We start from the raw sequence: 15,418 nt of genomic DNA on the forward strand, positions 1-15,418 counted from the left end.
GAGGTGGTTAATATGGCAAGACCAAGAAAAATGAAACAACCACAAGAAAATAAAGTGTATGGTGTTTGGAACATGGAAAAATTTTCGGCAGCTAGCCCAAGGAGTAAATCTTGGTGGTATGACAATATAAATAGCTTTCCAGAAGTGAAGGATTTTAGCAACTGGGAGGATAAAGAAGATCACGAACCATGGGCATTTGACGCGGCGAAAGCGAATGAATGGTTGCTTAAGAAATTCGTTCGTAAGAAGGTCTAACCGTGGACATCATCTTAGTTGGTATGTACAGAAACTATACAATAGAAATAATTCCCAAATATCAAGCGCAACCTATAGATATATCAAAAGTAAAAGCAATTAAACTTCTCTTTTGAAATAGTCTAGAGCTTTAGAAATAGCCATCTCAAAACCATCTGCTTTTCCATAGATTCTAGAAAAGTACTCTTGTATAACATCTGGGTCAGTAGCTTCTGTTGGGAAATTATCATCTAAATAAATATCTCGGGCTAAATCTCCAAGGGGACTTTGTTCACCGCGATATCTAGCAATAAAATCGAAAAAAGTCATTAATCTCACCTCCAATCGACATAATTAAATCAAAAGTAAGGAGTTAAATAAAATGAATCAAGAAACAGAAAACCCTATGGTTGTTGATGAGTATTGGGATGACGGGTTTAGACATTATATTTATAAGGAGTGTAAATAAATTGGAAAATAAAATCGGAATATTGCGACAAAATATAGCAATGTGTTGTAAAACTGTACGAGAATTCGATAATGAAAAAGCGGCTTATTATGCTTCAAAAGCAAACGAAATACAAACCATTAAAGGCTTGCAAAATATATTAACCGATGCGGAAATGTATATTTTAGATCACAAAATTAAAACAGCGAAGCATCCTGCTTTGCGTAATGGTTCAGAAGGCAGTTATTATTCACAGACTGTTAGACCGTATTAATCAGAAAGAGGGCGAGTTTATGGTGATGCGAGAAAAAACGAAAAATAATTTCATTGGGTTTGATGGCCCAACTCCAGCCTATATGATTCTTTGGGAAACGGTTGAGAGGCAAACTAAAACCATGTGCTATACCAGTACGGAAGTAGACGAACAAATCCAGTTACATGCTGATAAATATGCAACTTACGAGGTGATAAAAGTGATTGACATTCAAGAATTGCAACGCAAGCGAAAAAAACGACGAGATGAGGAACGGGACTTGTTAGATAGCATTGAGCGAAAAAAAGGGCAATATTGCACGTACGAAAAACAAAAGCTTCACCAGCTGTTCCGAGAAGGAGATGAAGAACATGCGCTGTATGTACGTTATCAAATCGCGCGTCGTACTGTTCCTAACCCAGATACCCTGATTTCCCCGGCACAAGTAGCATTATTACGAAATCAAGGTTTACCTTTTCCGTTTATTGCGAGCTATTTAGGTGTGCATCCACAGCTTGTACGGAAGCAAAAATCAGAAGCTGAGTATAAAAAGATGTATCGAGTACGTGAATACAATAAGAACCGTAAAGAACTGGAACTACTAGGTGGGTAAGAGAATCAATCAGGGGGAGGGATCATGATGAAATATTAAGTGCATTGGAAACATCATCAAACGGATGAACATAGAATCCATGGAACTTACAACAGCTTAGACGAGGCTATGGAATCCATTTATGAATGGTGGGAGTTGAACGAGTTTGATCCGCCTTACATCAGACACTGGACGATCGACGGTAAGACGACGATAGATTACGGACATCACCATATATTCTATTATATTTATGAACAGGAGGAATCGAATTGAAGACAGGAACCGATTTATACCAACAAACCATTTTAAACCTAACAACCAATAAAACTACTCGTGTAGGTCATGATTTTCGTAACGTTATTTTGAATAATGAAAATGATTTACGCACATTAGCAATGAAGGCGAATCAATTTTCGGATTATTTGTGGGGGCAGTTAAACGAACTGGAGGTGTTACATCATGATTAAATGCGGTGATCAAGTTGAAATTCAAGACCGAACTGGTGTAGAAGAATTTTGTATAGATGGTGAAATATATCAAGTATTAGCAAAAGATGATGCGACACTTACTTTAACTTTACAAGATATCGATGGATTTTCAAAATTCATCATTCCGGAAGTACAAGTAAAATTACATGAAAAAACATTAAGTGATTCAGATATATTACAAATTATTCACCGAACGGATAAAGTCTGGTTCTACAAACACGGATGTACGATAGAGGAAGCTTACGATTTGGCAAGAGAGATTGCTGTTCCTCAATTTGTGAAAAAGGGAAATGCTGCATGGTTCAATGCCGAAAATGGAAATATATCTATTTCAACCTTTTTGAAAGAAGGTGAAGACAGTGAAACTACATGAAATGAGTGCTCAATACGAACAGTTATATCAGATAGCTGATTCTATTGAAGAAAAAGTTTTTGAAGACACGTTGCAAGCGATAGAAGAACCACTACGAGAAAAAGCAATCAATATCGCAAAGTTAATTTTGACATGGGATGATGATATTTCCACACTGGATAATGAGATTAAACGTCTTAAAGCATTAAAAAAAATCAATTGAAACAAGACAAAATCAAACAAGAGAATATTTATTATTTTCCTTAAACAAAGCAGGTATAAAGAAAGTAAATGACGTTAAATACCCTCTAACAATTCGGAATAATACAAAAATTAATGTATATGATTTCAGTCGATTACCAGATAGATTTATACGATACAAACCCGGTGAACCTGATAAAATCGCAATCAAAAAAGCGATTAACGAAAAAGAAACCGTGCCAGGTGCTGAAAGCATTGATACGCAAACTATTAAGATAGGGTGATGAGAATGAAATTTATTAAATCAGAAGAAATGAAACGAAGTGAGAATTGGAAAATGCTTCTATATGCAAAGCCTGGTGCAGGTAAGACATCCACAGTTCAGTACCTAGAAGGAAAAACATTAATTTTAGATTGTGATGGCACATCAACCGTCTTAAGTGGTTTTCCAAATATTACAATTACCGTTTTAGATCCAAAAAATCCTGTTCAAAATATGGTTGATTTTTATGGGTATGCAAAAACTCATAGTGAAGAATATCAAAACATCGTCATCGATAACTTAAGCCACTACCAAAAGTTATGGCTCATGTTCCATGGTCGTGAAACAAAATCAGGTCAACCAGAGCTTCAACATTATGGGAAATTTGATACACATTTAATTGATATGATTTCCATTTTTAATAACATTCCAAACATAAACATGATTTACACAGCATGGGAGAACACACGACAAATTACATTAGAAAATGGACAGATTTATAACCAATTTTTACCGGATATTCGAGATAAAGTTGTGAATCATATAATGGGAATTATACCGCTTGTTGGTAGATTAGTTCGAAATGCAGAATCTGGCGCAAGAGGATACTTGCTAGCTGAAAGTAATGGAACATTTGCAAAAAACCAGTTAGACAATCGTGAATCGTGTTTACAGGAAGAATTATTCAAAATCGGTGATGTGGATGGCTAATATTAGAGATTTAACAGGGCTGCGATTTGATAGATTGGAAGTGTTGTGCCTTGCTAGTCAAGATAAGTATTACAATCTATATTGGCTGTGCAAATGTGACTGTGGGACTGAAAAAGTAATTGGAGGCTCTGGTTTGAAATCTGGAGCAACAAAAAGTTGTGGATGCTTGAATAAGGAATTATCTAGAAAAAGAAAAGTTAATTTAACTCATGGATATTCTAACAAAGAGAGACTTTATTGGACATGGAAGGGGATGAAAGCTAGATGCTACAACACAAACAATACGAGGTATCAACACTACGGAGGTAAAGGGGTCATTGTATGTGATGCTTGGAGATATGATTATCAGAATTTTAGAAGATGGGCGTTGGACAATTATTATGAAGACGACTTAACAATTGATCGAATTGATAATAATGGAGATTACTGCCCTGAAAATTGCAGGTGGGCAACTAGTAAAGAACAAGCTAATAATCAATCGAGAAACAGAATATTGAAATATAAAGATAAAACAATGACGATGTCACAATGGGCTGATTATTTAGATATAACATACGGAACAATGAATAGTAGGATACAAAGAAAATGGAGCATGGAGCGGATTGTAAATACACCAATAAGGAAACGCTTAGTTGTCAATTAAGTTAAGACCTTATCAGCAAAATTTGATTATAAAAACAAAGGAAGCCTTTTTTTATGGTCATGTTTCTCCGTGCATTGTTTCGCCATGTGGATCTGGAAAGAGCATCGTAATATCAGAGATTATAAGGACAGCAACGTCCAAAAAAAATCATGTTTTATTTTTAGTACATCGTAAGGAAATATTAGAACAAATAAGGGCTACATTATTGTTAAATAAGGTTGATATGAATTTTGTTGAACTTGGTATGATTCAAACTGTTGTTAGGAGAATGAATAATACAAGAAAACCTAAATTAATCGTTGTTGATGAATCACATCATGCGCTCGCGAGTTCATATAAAAAGATATTCACTCATTTTAATGATGCTAAAATAATCTCTTTTACCGCGACCCCTGTCAGGTTAAATGGTGGAGGTTTAGGAGATATCAATGACATATTGATTGAAGAGGTTAGCACGAAATGGCTCATTGAAAATCATTTTTTATCTCCGTATAAATATTTCGCGCCTGAGGTCATGGAAACTTTCCAGCTACATGTAAAGCGTACGGGTGATTATGACCTTACCGAATTAGATAATCAGTTCACAGAGCGCAAAATATGGGGTGATGTGATTGCACACTATAAGAAATTAGCAGATGGCGAACAAGCGATACTCTATGCCAGTTCGATTTACCAAAGTAAGAAAATGGCAGCAAGTTTTCAAGAGGCAAATATACCATCTGAACATATTGATGGTAAAACACCTAAATTGGTAAGGGATGAAATTATTCAAAAGTTCCGTGATGGTGAAATCAAAGTATTGTGCAACCTCGATTTAATCGGTGAAGGATTCGATGTGCCTGACTGCTCAACAGTTATTATGTTGCGACCTACACAGTCATTATCACTATACATTCAGCAATCCATGCGTGGAATGCGTTACAGACCTGGTAAAACGTCCATTATCATTGATCACGTTGGAAATGTAACCAGATTTGGTTTACCAGATATGGAACGCACATGGTCCTTAACACCGAAAAAAGGCAGTAACGCGACCAAAGCAGAAGCACCGGTCAAAATATGCAAAGAATGCTTCATGACAGTATTGCAAACGGACAATAAGTGTCCGCACTGTGGAGCTGTGTTTAAAGTCGAAGCAAAAGCAATAGAAGTAGACGAATCAGCAGAATTAAAAGAAATCGATGAACAAACATTTAAATTGGATTTCAGAACACCAGAAGATTGTAAAAGTATGAAAGAACTATATGACTATGCTAAAACGCATAATTATAAGCGTGGATGGGCGTATCATCAAGGCAAAGCTCGTGGATTTATATAAAAAATTAAATGAAAGAAGGAATTGGAATGTTTAAATTAGATACTAATGATATTTACGAAGGAAAAATTCAAGATGGCGTGTACGAAGTAGTGATCAATAATGGTAAAGAAGACGCGACACCAAGCGGAGCGGAATATGTGGAACTTGATTTAATTGTACGGAATGATGTTGAGCAAAAATATCAAAATGCACATATATTCCATAAAATTTGGATGTCAAAACAAACGAATCAATACAACCCAAAATCATTTAATACAATCGGAAAAGCGTTGCAACTTGAAAATGGCAAAGAATATAACAGCATCAATGAACTTTTACAAGATTTTTCAATGAAAACATGCCGTGTAACGGTAAAAAATGAACAATCTGAATACAATGGTAAAACCTATGAAAATACGAATGTAAAGGCTTGGCAACCAAGTAATGTACAAGGTGTTTTAAATCATCAATTTAAGAAGGGCGAAAGTGTTAATAACCCAATCAATATCGAAGATGAAGACCTTCCATTTTAAACGATAGGAGTGCACAGAAATGTATGAACGGATACCTGATGAATTAAAACAGTTAAAACAATGGTGTGCTTATCAGCTTGTTTGGGATGAGAAACGACACAAGCATAAAAAAATCCCTAGAAATGCTAATAATGGTGGTTATGGCAATAGTGTGGATGAGGATACATGGGCGGATTTTAATACCGCCCTTGAATCCTTAGAAAAATATCAATTTGACGGTTTAGGTTTTTATTTCAAAGAACCCTACTTCGGTGTTGATATCGATGGAATAGAAGACGAAATAGAAGATTACAAATTAGGTGATACAGATAACATTGTGGCTGAATTCATTCAGACTCTCTCTAGCTATACGGAGTATTCTGTGAGTGGGACAGGTATCCATATTATTTCAAAAGGCGATTTCCCTACTGGTGGCAGGCGGAAAAATAATGTAGAAATGTATAATCATGGTCGATTTTTTGTTATGACAGGTCAAGTCATTGATAATTACGAAACGGTGAACGAGTCTTCTCAAGCCATTCAGTATTTGCATTCTAAATATATTGGAACGAACGAATTACAATCTGTTTCTCATGAATATACAGGCGTAGATTTGCCTGCTAGTGAGATTATTCAAAAGGCATATGGAAGTCAGCAAGGGGTACCTTTTAAAACATTGTACGAGGGCTTCTGGGAAGGTTTATATACTTCTCAATCAGATGCCGATTTAGCGTTTGCAAATATGCTTGCTTTCTGGACGGGTGCCGATTATGAAAAAATGGACGAAATATTCCGCACGAGCGGATTGATGCGTTCGAAGTGGGATATGAAGCGCGGGGCATCCACATATGGAGAGAGAACACTCAATAAGGCGATTGCTGAATGCCAAAATGTCTATACACCTAATAATCCTATTACTGATTTTGAAATAAAAATCGCAAATACTGGTAAAACGCGTAAGTTATACTCGCAAGATGACACAGGTAATGCGGAAAGGTTTCGTGATGAATTTCAAAATCTTCTTAGATACTCTTATGTAAATAAAGGCTGGTACTATTACAATTCTAAACTGTGGATGTTTGACAACACAGGAAGAGTAAAAGCACTCGCAGATACGGTCATTCAAAATATGAAGAAAGATTTTGCTTACATGGAAGGAGATTCCGACGAAGAAAAAGCCTTTATGAAACATTTGAAGGTGACAAGAAGTAACAAAGGAAAAACAAACATGATCAAGGAAGCTGAACATTTATTACCTGTTTTGCCAGAACAATTCGATATGAACCCTTATTATTTCAATTCGCAAAATGGTTTTATCAATTTAAGAACAGGTCAATTGAAAGAACACGATCGTACACAGATGTTTACTAAAATCAGTCTGGTTGAATACACAGATAAAATCGACGCACCACTGTGGGAACAGTTTTTAAAGGATATTTTTAATAACGACGAAGAGCTAATTCAATATATTCAAAAAGCCATCGGTTATTCGCTTACAGGTAGTACACAGGAACAAGTCATGTTTATTTTATACGGCAATGGTCGTAATGGTAAAAGTGTCTTTCTCGAAATCATTAATGATATTTTCGGGACGTACGCCACAAACATTCAACCACAGACTATTATGGTTAAGCAGCAAACCAGTAATGCAAATAGTGATATTGCACGCTTACAAAGTGCCCGATTTGTTACAACCACAGAACCAAATGAGGGTGTGAGATTAGATGAAGGGCTAGTGAAGCAGTTAACTGGTGGTGACAAAGTGCCCGCACGTCATCTGTATAAGAATGAATTTGAATTTACACCCGAATTTAAAATTTGGATGGCAACAAACCACAAACCAATTATTAGGGGGCGTGATGATGGGATATGGCGCAGATTGCATTTAATCCCATTTACTGTGAAAATACCTGATTTTAAAGTAGATAAGCAATTGAAATATAAATTGCGGTCTGAACTAACCGGCATACTGAACTGGGCAGTAGAAGGGTGTTTAAAATGGCAGACAGAAGGTTTAGGATTGCCAAAAGCAGTCGAACGGGCAAGAGCTGAATATAAGTCGGAAATGGATGTTATCACGGCTTTTATTGAGGATTGTTGTGAGGTTGGAGAGGATAAAAACATCAAAGCAAAAGTGCTTTATGAAACATACCGGGATTGGGCGAAAAATAACGGACAATATGTCATGAGTAACACGAAGTTCGGGAAAGAAATCGCTCTAAAATTTAGCAAGAAAAAAGCAAAAACAGGATTTAAATATGAAGGTATCACATTAAATAGCGAATATTTTAATCTAAGCTTTAATTTTTAGGGTGCACAGTTAACCTAAACTGTGCACCCTCTATGAATCTTAGAGTACCAATCGATTTCGCTTATAAACAACAGCAGAGGTGCATAGTTGACCCCGATTTCCTAAAACCTTTATATATTTTATTTCCTTATACTACTTTTACTATTTTACTACTAACTATGCACCAAAGATAAAAAAGTATTAATAAAGTAAGTAATACCAATGGGTTAAGAGGGTGCATAGTTTGCAATCAACTATGCGCCAAGCATGCGCAACCATGCACCTTTTTAACCGTTTTTAGAATTTCGTATACAAAAATAACATAATTTCTTTAACACGATAAAGCGATTTCGTACACAATCAAAAAAGGAGTTGAAAAAATGACAGCCGAACGTGATATTCAAAATGCCATTCGCCTTGGATTAGCAAATCGTGGGCATTATGTATTCAGAGCCAACGTTGCCACTGTACGTTTACCTGATGGTCGGATATTCGATACTGGACTACCGAAAGGATTCCCTGATTTATTCGGATTTCGTGGAACTGATGGGAAGATATTTTTTATTGAAGTGAAAAATGAAAAAGGACAACTTCGAAAAGAGCAACAACACTTTCAAGAAGTGATGCAGTATAAACCAGCCTTATGCGGAGTAGCTCGAAGCGTTGAGGATGCAATACGAATTGTGGAGGAGTGATAGTGAATGAGTAAACGACTTAGACCAGCGCAATATAAAAGCATTGAAGATGAGATACGTTTTTATCATGATACAAAAAAAGAGTTGGAACAATTGCGAATCAATGTAGTTTTGGGTGCTTCATTTCAGGAGCAGCGGGATGAAAATACAGGTGGAAGTTCAAGCGGATATATAAGTAATCCAACTGAACAACGCGCAATGCTCTTACAAATGGATCGTCAGATTGAACGAAGGCAGAAAGTCATTTTAGCCCTCGATTCCGTTTTGAATAAACTTAGCGATGAAGATAAACAATTGATTCACTTCCGGTATTGGGATAGAGGGAAACCAACATGGGTATGGATTGCGAGTAAATTAAATATGGATGAAAGTACAGCGAGACGGAGAAGCCGAAAAATAATTATTGAGATTTCGAAAAGACTTGGGTATTAGATATAGATGGCTAGGTGTTAAGCTCCTAGTCATTTATATTTTTTTGAATTATAATTACTTTGAGGTGAAAAAAATGGAGACAGAATATATCAGAGTGAAATATTTTTTAGTTAGCACCCCAATTTTGATTGCAATGATATACGTTACATATAATTTTAGCTTTAGCGCCCTTTTAAAAGTGATTTTAACAACATCTTTTGCAGGAATTCTTTTATTTTTGTCAGATGAGGAGAAGTACAAGGAAATGAAAAAATATAGGTTGAATTTATTGAAAAATCATTTAATGCTCCTAGGAGTTGCGATTTTTTCATTTCTAATTTTTGGACGCGTTTTATTTTCTCCATCTGATAGTGAGATACTAAACTTTATCTTTTCGTTTTTTTATTGTCATTAGTATTTTTTAGCTTTAAGTTAATCTTTTTAGTGTAATAGTATTTTACTTGTTTACTTCGGAAAAATTCCTTAAAAAAATTAATTCCGAACTATAAGTCCCGCTTAATGCCCGTTTTGGCTATAAAAAACATGATATTATGCTAGTATGAAGTAATTTTCATAAGACAGCCAACCACTCCAAAATACTACTCACGGTTGGTTGTTGTTATTAATGGGGCTTCCTTAGCCTAGGACTGTGGCGGAATAGGTAGATGCGTACAAGTGGATTGGCCGGCTATATAAATCGTACGTTATATAGGCATGAGCACTTGTTTAAGGTAGTCAATCATGCAGGGTGCAAATCCCTGCCAGTTCTTTTCCCCCAGACACCTCTCGAAGAAGTGCCCCGTGTGGGGACGATATAAAAATAATGATAAAAGGAACAATCCAAGTAAAATAATAGTTGCTATTGATTGTTCCTTTTGGTTTTATTTCAATTTTTCTTGGATGGTTGATGGAATAGTATCATGAGAAACTTTTTCTTTGCTTGATATGATACTTCGTCTATCTTCCCAATGAATTAAGTAGTACTGATTGATTTCCATTTTATCCTGGGATTCCAATTTTAATTTACGTTCTTTTCCGTTTTTATCATAGCCAGAAACTTGATAATTATAATACGTATCTATTATTCCATCTGAAGCTTTTTCTTTCTTTACAATGGGGTTCTTGGTGATTTTGACATAATAATCTGTTGTCTTATAATAATTTTTCCCTACTAATGTTACACCTATACCTATTGCTAGAACGACAATTATTGCTATGATTCCTATTAATATTTTCTTCATAAGTAATCTCCTTCCTAATTTATATTTATTATATAAGTACTGGATGATTTGAAACATCGATGTTGCTTACAATCCACTTACAATTATGTCATAATTAAGAATGAAATAAACTGAGCAATAAAATGGGCTTAATTGCGATAATTTGTTATTCTATAATTCAATCATGCGCAAGCGAAAGGAGAAAAAATGAATAATTTAGAATTACCTCAAATAGGTTTAGGGACATGGCTCTTAACGGATTATAATGAATTGAAAGCAGCAATTCATGCAGCTTTAGAAGAGGGTTATCGTCACATTGATACAGCTCAAATGTACAACAATGAGGCTGACATCGGTTTAATTTTAGAAGCAGAAAAAATAGACCGAAACGATTTGTTTTTGACAACCAAAATTGCACCAATGAATTATTTAAAGCATACAAGGGCTTCAGTTTTTGGTTCTTTAAGGAGACTTAAAACGGATTATTTAGATCTAGTTTTGCTGCATGCAGAAATTCAAAGTGAGCTAAACTTACAGGCTTACAAGGAACTAATTGAGCTACAAAAAGAAGGTAAGATTAAGCATATTGGGGTATCTAACTTTTCGATTTCTGGAATTCAATACTTAATTGAAAAGACTGGCGTAAAACCTTATATGAATCAAATCGTATGTTCGCCTACTACACGACCTATTGAATTAGAAACCTTCTGTAAAGAAAATGATATTCAATTGACTGGCTACTCGATATTAAAACCTTACTTTACACCTAATCCTTTTTATCCTGAATCAGCACTTACATCTAGCGAAAAACAATTTTTAGACCAGCTTTGTGAGAAGTACGATGTGGGCATTGGGCAGTTGTTAAACCGATGGGCTATCCAACATGGTTATCATGTTATTCCAAAATCAAGTCGAGCAAAACGAGTGATTGAAAATTATCACATGGATTTTACAATTTCAGATACCGACATGGAAAGTATTGATCAAATGAATCGTTTTTCTGCTGAAGAATATCAAGAGAATGTAAAACAATGGGAGAATCAAATAACTGACCAAATGTTAGAAAAAGGCTTATTATATGATACTCATTTTGTTCGTGATTTTTAATAGAAAAGGAGAGTCTTGCTTTCATGCAAGGCTCTTTTCTGTATGAAGTATAAAAGGTGGTTAATCTAATGAATTGGATAGAATTTTTAATTGTAGTTAGCGTTTCACTGATAACAACCGTAACACTTAATTATGTAAGAAAGAATAAATAAAACAAAGTCCTCACCCAAGGGCTTTTTATTATGGGAATTTAAGTGGTTAGTAAGTAAAAGGCAGTGTATAGAATGGCAAGAGCAAGGGATAAATTAGACCAACTCTATTCAAATAAACGCTGGCGTAAGGTAAGGGAAATCGTTTTGAAGAGGGACTACTATCTTTGTCAAGTATGCAAACGAGAAGGAAGAATCATAGAAGGTAAGACAGTCCATCACATCATTGAGCTTAGAGAAGATGAATCATTAGCCTATGAGTTGAGTAATCTTGAAACAGTTTGCGATGCTTGTCATAACCGATTGCATCCTGAGCGTAATGGAAGCCAGCCAAAAAAGAAATTATCTAAGGATGTCATTCGATTTTATAAAAATGAAGAACTGTAAGGTACCCCCCTCCTCTAAAAAGTTGGAATCCATTGGTACCACTAGACGGATACCAGCATAACTCACAAAAATACCGCTTTTCAATAATTGGCAAGGACCAGAAAGAAGGTGAAAATATGGCTCAACAAAAGCAAAGTGCAAGGCTACAAGTTTTAAATGGTAACCCTAATAAACGCAATGTCACGAAATTGAAAAAACAAGCAGAGAATGAACAGAAACTAAAAATGAATACGGATAATCTAAGAAAACCGCCAGCATGGTTGGATAAAGAAGGAAAAAAAGCATTTATTTATATTGTACAGGAATTAAAATCGGTTGATTTAGTTGGTAATGCCGACCTATATGCGATTGCCATTTATGCGGACTCTTATTCACAGTATTTGAAATATAGGCGAATTGTTAAAGCAACAGGAAATTGGGTGGACGGAAAGCCTAATCCATACATTACGAAAATGGAGAATGCAGCCAAACAAATGCGAGGTTTTGGTGCTGATTTAGGTTTATCCCCGCACGCAAGAATCCGATTAGCTGCAAGTTTAGCGGAGCAAGATGATGGTGAGACCGATGACTACTAGTATTTTGGATTTTACTTATACAGAATTAGAATCTTGGTTCTCAGAATACAAAGAAGCCATGTCGAGTTGGGGAGGGTATTTACTTGAATCATATCCTGAATTATTAACTACTTGGTATGCTGAACGAGTGATTGATTATAAAAACGTTGCAGATAAATCAAAAGTTTCTCCAGGTGATTGTGTTATGCCAGCTAATAAATATGTTATTTTAGCTGCTGAACGCCACATGAAAGATTTAGAGAAACAAGGAACTGATGACTTTCCGTGGATTTTTGATATAGAAAAGGCGCATCGACCAATTCGTTTTATTGAAAAGAAATGTCAGCCTCAAAAGGGAATTTTGAACGGTTAGTGATGCAACCCTGGCAACATTTCGTGATTGGTTCAATTTTTGGTTGGATTCATCGTGAAACAGGAATTAGGCGATTTCGAGAGGCAGTAGACTTCATCGGACGAAAAAACGGAAAAACGACAAAAGTTTCCGGCCTTTCAAACTATATGCTGTCAGAAGATGGGGAAAATGGTGCCAATATCTACATTCTCGCTAATTCTCAAAAACAATCTAATATTTTATTTAAAGAAGCAAAAGCGATGGTTGAGAAATCGCCTTTTTTAATGAAAAAATTGAAACCTATGGCTCGTGAAATTTTATATCCTCAGAAAAATTGTTCCATGGTGGCATTATCTGCGGAAAAAGATAAAGACGGTGAAAATCTTCACTTTGGTTGTTTTGATGAAGTTCATGATTACGAAGATTATTATTTAATCAATGTTATGAAACGATCTAGAGCAATGCGCTCTCAGCCTTTAATTATGTATATTACAACGGCTGGAACAAAAATTGACGGTCCACTAATGGATATGGTAGATGCCGGCAAAGAGTGTTTAGAGCGTTATGAAGAAAACTTAGATGAAAGAACTTTTTACTTTTTAGCCATGTTAGATGATATTTCAGAAGCAGATAATCCGGAAACCTGGATTAAAGCCAATCCTAATTTTTGTTTGATGGATGTGGTTTCTATGATTACGGATTATAAAAAAGATAGAAAAGTTTCTTCTGAAAAAGCAGACTGGGTTACGAAGCAATTTAACTTATTTAGTGATATTAGTGATATGAGCTTTGTGGATAATCATATCATTTTAAAAAATAATAAAGTGATTGATATAAAAGAGTTGCGAGGTAAAAAATGTGTTGGAGGATATGATTTATCTGATTCAGAAGACTTTACCAGTGCTATTCTCGAATTCCCACTTGAAACAGGAGAAATATTTATTCTAAATCATAGTTGGATTCCTCGGGCTCGATATGAACGCGATAAAAATCCCCAGAGACTCCGCAAGTGGGAAAAAGAAGGGGAATTAACGATTATTGATGGTGATTATGTAGATTTTCAATATGTATTAGATTGGTTCAAAGAAATGAATCAACTCTATGATATTGTTTTGATTCGTTACGATCCTGCAAAAGCCGTCCGTTTAAATAAAGAACTAGAACAGTTTGGATTTGAAACAGAAGTAGCTAGACAAGGATTTTTCACCTTAGGCGGTCCGCTACAAAATTTCAAAGAAATGTTACTCGACACTAAGATTATTTTTAATAATTCTGGTATGTTTCGATGGTTTCTAAGTAATGTAACATTAAGAAAAGACAGAAATGATAATTGGTTGCCAACAAAATCAAGTAAGAGCCGAAAAATTGACGGTTTTGCTGCAGCTTTAAATGCACATTGTACAGTGATTGATATGTTGATTAAACCCCAACTCGAAGGGGGTGTGGGAGTTATTACAATGAAAGACCTATTCTCTTAAGCGAAAGGTGGTGAGGCTGTGAATTTTTTTCAGAAAGTAATATACAAAGCGACTCCTCAAAGCGTGAAAAATAAAATTGTAAAAGATTTCTCAACGCAAAGTAATTTTACCTCCTGGATAGGAAAAGTTTTCTTTGGGATTGAGAATGACACACTTGCGACAAATGAAAATATATTTTCTGTTGTGTCTCGACTTTCTAATGTCTTAGCAAGCTTGCCGTTTAAATTATATAAGGAATACGACGTGCAAAATACAGATGAGTTTAACCAGCTATATTTTGCACCGAATGTAAATCAAACTTTGGAAGATGTCATAAAGTCACTTGAAGTGTCCAGAAATACAAATGGTAATGGATATGCGATTCTTATACGAGATATTCGAGCGAAAGTAGAACACTTGATTCCATTAGACCCGAATAACGTCGAGCCGATGATAGAGCGAGAATCTCATGAATTATGGTATCGCATTCGAAATGAGGGGCGGACCTATTTTATCCATCATTTAGATATGATTCATGTAAAACACATTTCTATAATCAGTACTTGGAAAGGAATTAGCCCCATACAGGTATTGAAAAATTCCAATCAGTATGATAAGGCTGTTCGAGAATTCGCTTTGAAGGAAATGCAAAATACACGAGATTCATTTATTTTAAAATACGGTCAAAATGTATAGAATCCAGAAAAAAAGGCTGACTTATTGTGGAAGTATTTTAAACGTTTCTAATGAGGAAAATCGGCGGCGTGCTGTTTCAAGAACCTGGTGTTGAGGTTGAAAAAATC

Annotated in this window: 21 protein-coding genes and 1 pseudogene; 20 read left to right on the forward strand and 2 right to left on the reverse strand. The window is 35.4% G+C overall.

Annotated elements, in window-relative coordinates; translation table 11 throughout:
* Positions 1 to 12 precede the first annotated feature (12 nt).
* Complete coding sequence (locus LFLEISCH_RS09860; RefSeq protein ID WP_007475948.1) at positions 13 to 255, forward strand: hypothetical protein; 243 nt, start codon at positions 13 to 15, stop codon at positions 253 to 255.
* A 99-nt stretch (positions 256 to 354) separates the two neighbouring features.
* Here LFLEISCH_RS09860 and LFLEISCH_RS09865 read toward each other — a convergent pair whose 3' ends face one another.
* Positions 355 to 564 (reverse strand): YozE family protein, encoded by a 210-nt coding sequence (locus LFLEISCH_RS09865; protein WP_007475951.1) that lies wholly within the window; start codon positions 562 to 564, stop codon positions 355 to 357.
* A gap of 140 nt (positions 565 to 704) precedes the next feature.
* Here LFLEISCH_RS09865 and LFLEISCH_RS09870 point away from each other — a divergent pair, with 140 nt between their 5' ends.
* From LFLEISCH_RS09870 to LFLEISCH_RS09935, 14 genes are all read left to right on the forward strand, one after another.
* Entirely contained in the window at positions 705 to 956 is a 252-nt protein-coding gene (locus LFLEISCH_RS09870; protein ID WP_007475953.1) for a hypothetical protein, read from the forward strand.
* A gap of 19 nt (positions 957 to 975) precedes the next feature.
* Positions 976 to 1,548, forward strand: a complete 573-nt coding sequence (locus tag LFLEISCH_RS09875; protein ID WP_007475954.1) for a hypothetical protein — start codon at positions 976 to 978, stop codon at positions 1,546 to 1,548.
* 248 nt (positions 1,549 to 1,796) lie between these two features.
* The gene (locus LFLEISCH_RS09885) at positions 1,797 to 1,994 is read left to right on the forward strand and encodes a hypothetical protein (protein ID WP_007475959.1); all 198 of its coding nucleotides are present in this window, start codon (positions 1,797 to 1,799) and stop codon (positions 1,992 to 1,994) included.
* Positions 1,987 to 2,388, forward strand: a complete 402-nt coding sequence (locus LFLEISCH_RS09890) for a hypothetical protein (protein WP_007475960.1) — start codon at positions 1,987 to 1,989, stop codon at positions 2,386 to 2,388. Before LFLEISCH_RS09885 ends, LFLEISCH_RS09890 begins: the two co-directional genes overlap by 8 nt.
* Positions 2,375 to 2,590 (forward strand): siphovirus Gp157 family protein, encoded by a 216-nt coding sequence (locus LFLEISCH_RS09895; protein WP_007475962.1) that lies wholly within the window; start codon positions 2,375 to 2,377, stop codon positions 2,588 to 2,590. The genes LFLEISCH_RS09890 and LFLEISCH_RS09895 overlap by 14 nt, the downstream gene beginning before the upstream one ends.
* The gene (locus LFLEISCH_RS16500; RefSeq protein ID WP_077907978.1) at positions 2,586 to 2,852 is read left to right on the forward strand and encodes a siphovirus Gp157 family protein; all 267 of its coding nucleotides are present in this window, start codon (positions 2,586 to 2,588) and stop codon (positions 2,850 to 2,852) included. Before LFLEISCH_RS09895 ends, LFLEISCH_RS16500 begins: the two co-directional genes overlap by 5 nt.
* Before the next feature lie 5 nt (positions 2,853 to 2,857).
* A complete protein-coding gene (locus LFLEISCH_RS09900) occupies positions 2,858 to 3,541 on the forward strand; it encodes an AAA family ATPase (protein ID WP_007475964.1) in 684 nt (227 codons plus the stop codon).
* Entirely contained in the window at positions 3,534 to 4,184 is a 651-nt protein-coding gene (locus LFLEISCH_RS09905; RefSeq protein WP_051057305.1) for a hypothetical protein, read from the forward strand. The genes LFLEISCH_RS09900 and LFLEISCH_RS09905 overlap by 8 nt, the downstream gene beginning before the upstream one ends.
* Before the next feature lie 28 nt (positions 4,185 to 4,212).
* Entirely contained in the window at positions 4,213 to 5,502 is a 1,290-nt protein-coding gene (locus tag LFLEISCH_RS09910) for a DEAD/DEAH box helicase (protein WP_206538449.1), read from the forward strand.
* A 26-nt stretch (positions 5,503 to 5,528) separates the two neighbouring features.
* Positions 5,529 to 6,014, forward strand: coding sequence for a DUF669 domain-containing protein (locus LFLEISCH_RS09915; protein ID WP_007475971.1), 486 nt, complete (start codon positions 5,529 to 5,531; stop codon positions 6,012 to 6,014).
* A gap of 19 nt (positions 6,015 to 6,033) precedes the next feature.
* Positions 6,034 to 8,304 (forward strand): phage/plasmid primase, P4 family, encoded by a 2,271-nt coding sequence (locus LFLEISCH_RS09920; RefSeq protein ID WP_007475972.1) that lies wholly within the window; start codon positions 6,034 to 6,036, stop codon positions 8,302 to 8,304.
* A gap of 359 nt (positions 8,305 to 8,663) precedes the next feature.
* Positions 8,664 to 8,978: a VRR-NUC domain-containing protein gene (locus tag LFLEISCH_RS09925; protein ID WP_007475974.1), complete on the forward strand. Its 315-nt coding sequence runs from the start codon at positions 8,664 to 8,666 to the stop codon at positions 8,976 to 8,978.
* A gap of 6 nt (positions 8,979 to 8,984) precedes the next feature.
* The gene (locus LFLEISCH_RS09930; RefSeq protein ID WP_007475976.1) at positions 8,985 to 9,410 is read left to right on the forward strand and encodes a DUF722 domain-containing protein; all 426 of its coding nucleotides are present in this window, start codon (positions 8,985 to 8,987) and stop codon (positions 9,408 to 9,410) included.
* A 73-nt stretch (positions 9,411 to 9,483) separates the two neighbouring features.
* Positions 9,484 to 9,804 carry a hypothetical protein gene (locus tag LFLEISCH_RS09935; protein WP_007475978.1) on the forward strand — a complete coding sequence of 107 codons (321 nt, stop codon included), beginning with the start codon at positions 9,484 to 9,486 and terminating at the stop codon, positions 9,802 to 9,804.
* Positions 9,805 to 10,270: 466 nt separating this feature from the next.
* On the opposite strand, the gene LFLEISCH_RS09940 is transcribed toward LFLEISCH_RS09935, so the two are convergent.
* Positions 10,271 to 10,630, reverse strand: coding sequence for a YxeA family protein (locus LFLEISCH_RS09940; RefSeq protein ID WP_007475980.1), 360 nt, complete (start codon positions 10,628 to 10,630; stop codon positions 10,271 to 10,273).
* Between the two features lie 186 nt (positions 10,631 to 10,816).
* On the opposite strand from LFLEISCH_RS09940, the gene LFLEISCH_RS09945 reads away from it, so the two are divergent.
* From LFLEISCH_RS09945 to LFLEISCH_RS09965, 5 genes and pseudogenes are all read left to right on the forward strand, one after another.
* Positions 10,817 to 11,716 carry an aldo/keto reductase family protein gene (locus LFLEISCH_RS09945; protein WP_007475983.1) on the forward strand — a complete coding sequence of 300 codons (900 nt, stop codon included), beginning with the start codon at positions 10,817 to 10,819 and terminating at the stop codon, positions 11,714 to 11,716.
* A 224-nt stretch (positions 11,717 to 11,940) separates the two neighbouring features.
* Complete coding sequence (locus tag LFLEISCH_RS09950) at positions 11,941 to 12,252, forward strand: HNH endonuclease (protein WP_007475984.1); 312 nt, start codon at positions 11,941 to 11,943, stop codon at positions 12,250 to 12,252.
* A gap of 116 nt (positions 12,253 to 12,368) precedes the next feature.
* Positions 12,369 to 12,827, forward strand: a complete 459-nt coding sequence (locus tag LFLEISCH_RS09955; RefSeq protein WP_007475987.1) for a phage terminase small subunit P27 family — start codon at positions 12,369 to 12,371, stop codon at positions 12,825 to 12,827.
* Positions 12,817 to 14,636 (forward strand): annotated as a pseudogene (locus LFLEISCH_RS09960) (terminase large subunit). Before LFLEISCH_RS09955 ends, LFLEISCH_RS09960 begins: the two are co-directional and overlap by 11 nt.
* An 18-nt stretch (positions 14,637 to 14,654) precedes the next feature.
* On the forward strand, positions 14,655 to 15,311 hold the full coding sequence (locus LFLEISCH_RS09965; protein WP_007475989.1) for a phage portal protein: 657 nt from the start codon (positions 14,655 to 14,657) through the stop codon (positions 15,309 to 15,311).
* The last annotated feature ends 107 nt before the right edge of the window (positions 15,312 to 15,418 follow it).

It is taken from the genome of Listeria fleischmannii subsp. fleischmannii LU2006-1 (assembly GCF_000344175.1).
GTDB classification, from domain to species: domain Bacteria; phylum Bacillota; class Bacilli; order Lactobacillales; family Listeriaceae; genus Listeria; species Listeria fleischmannii.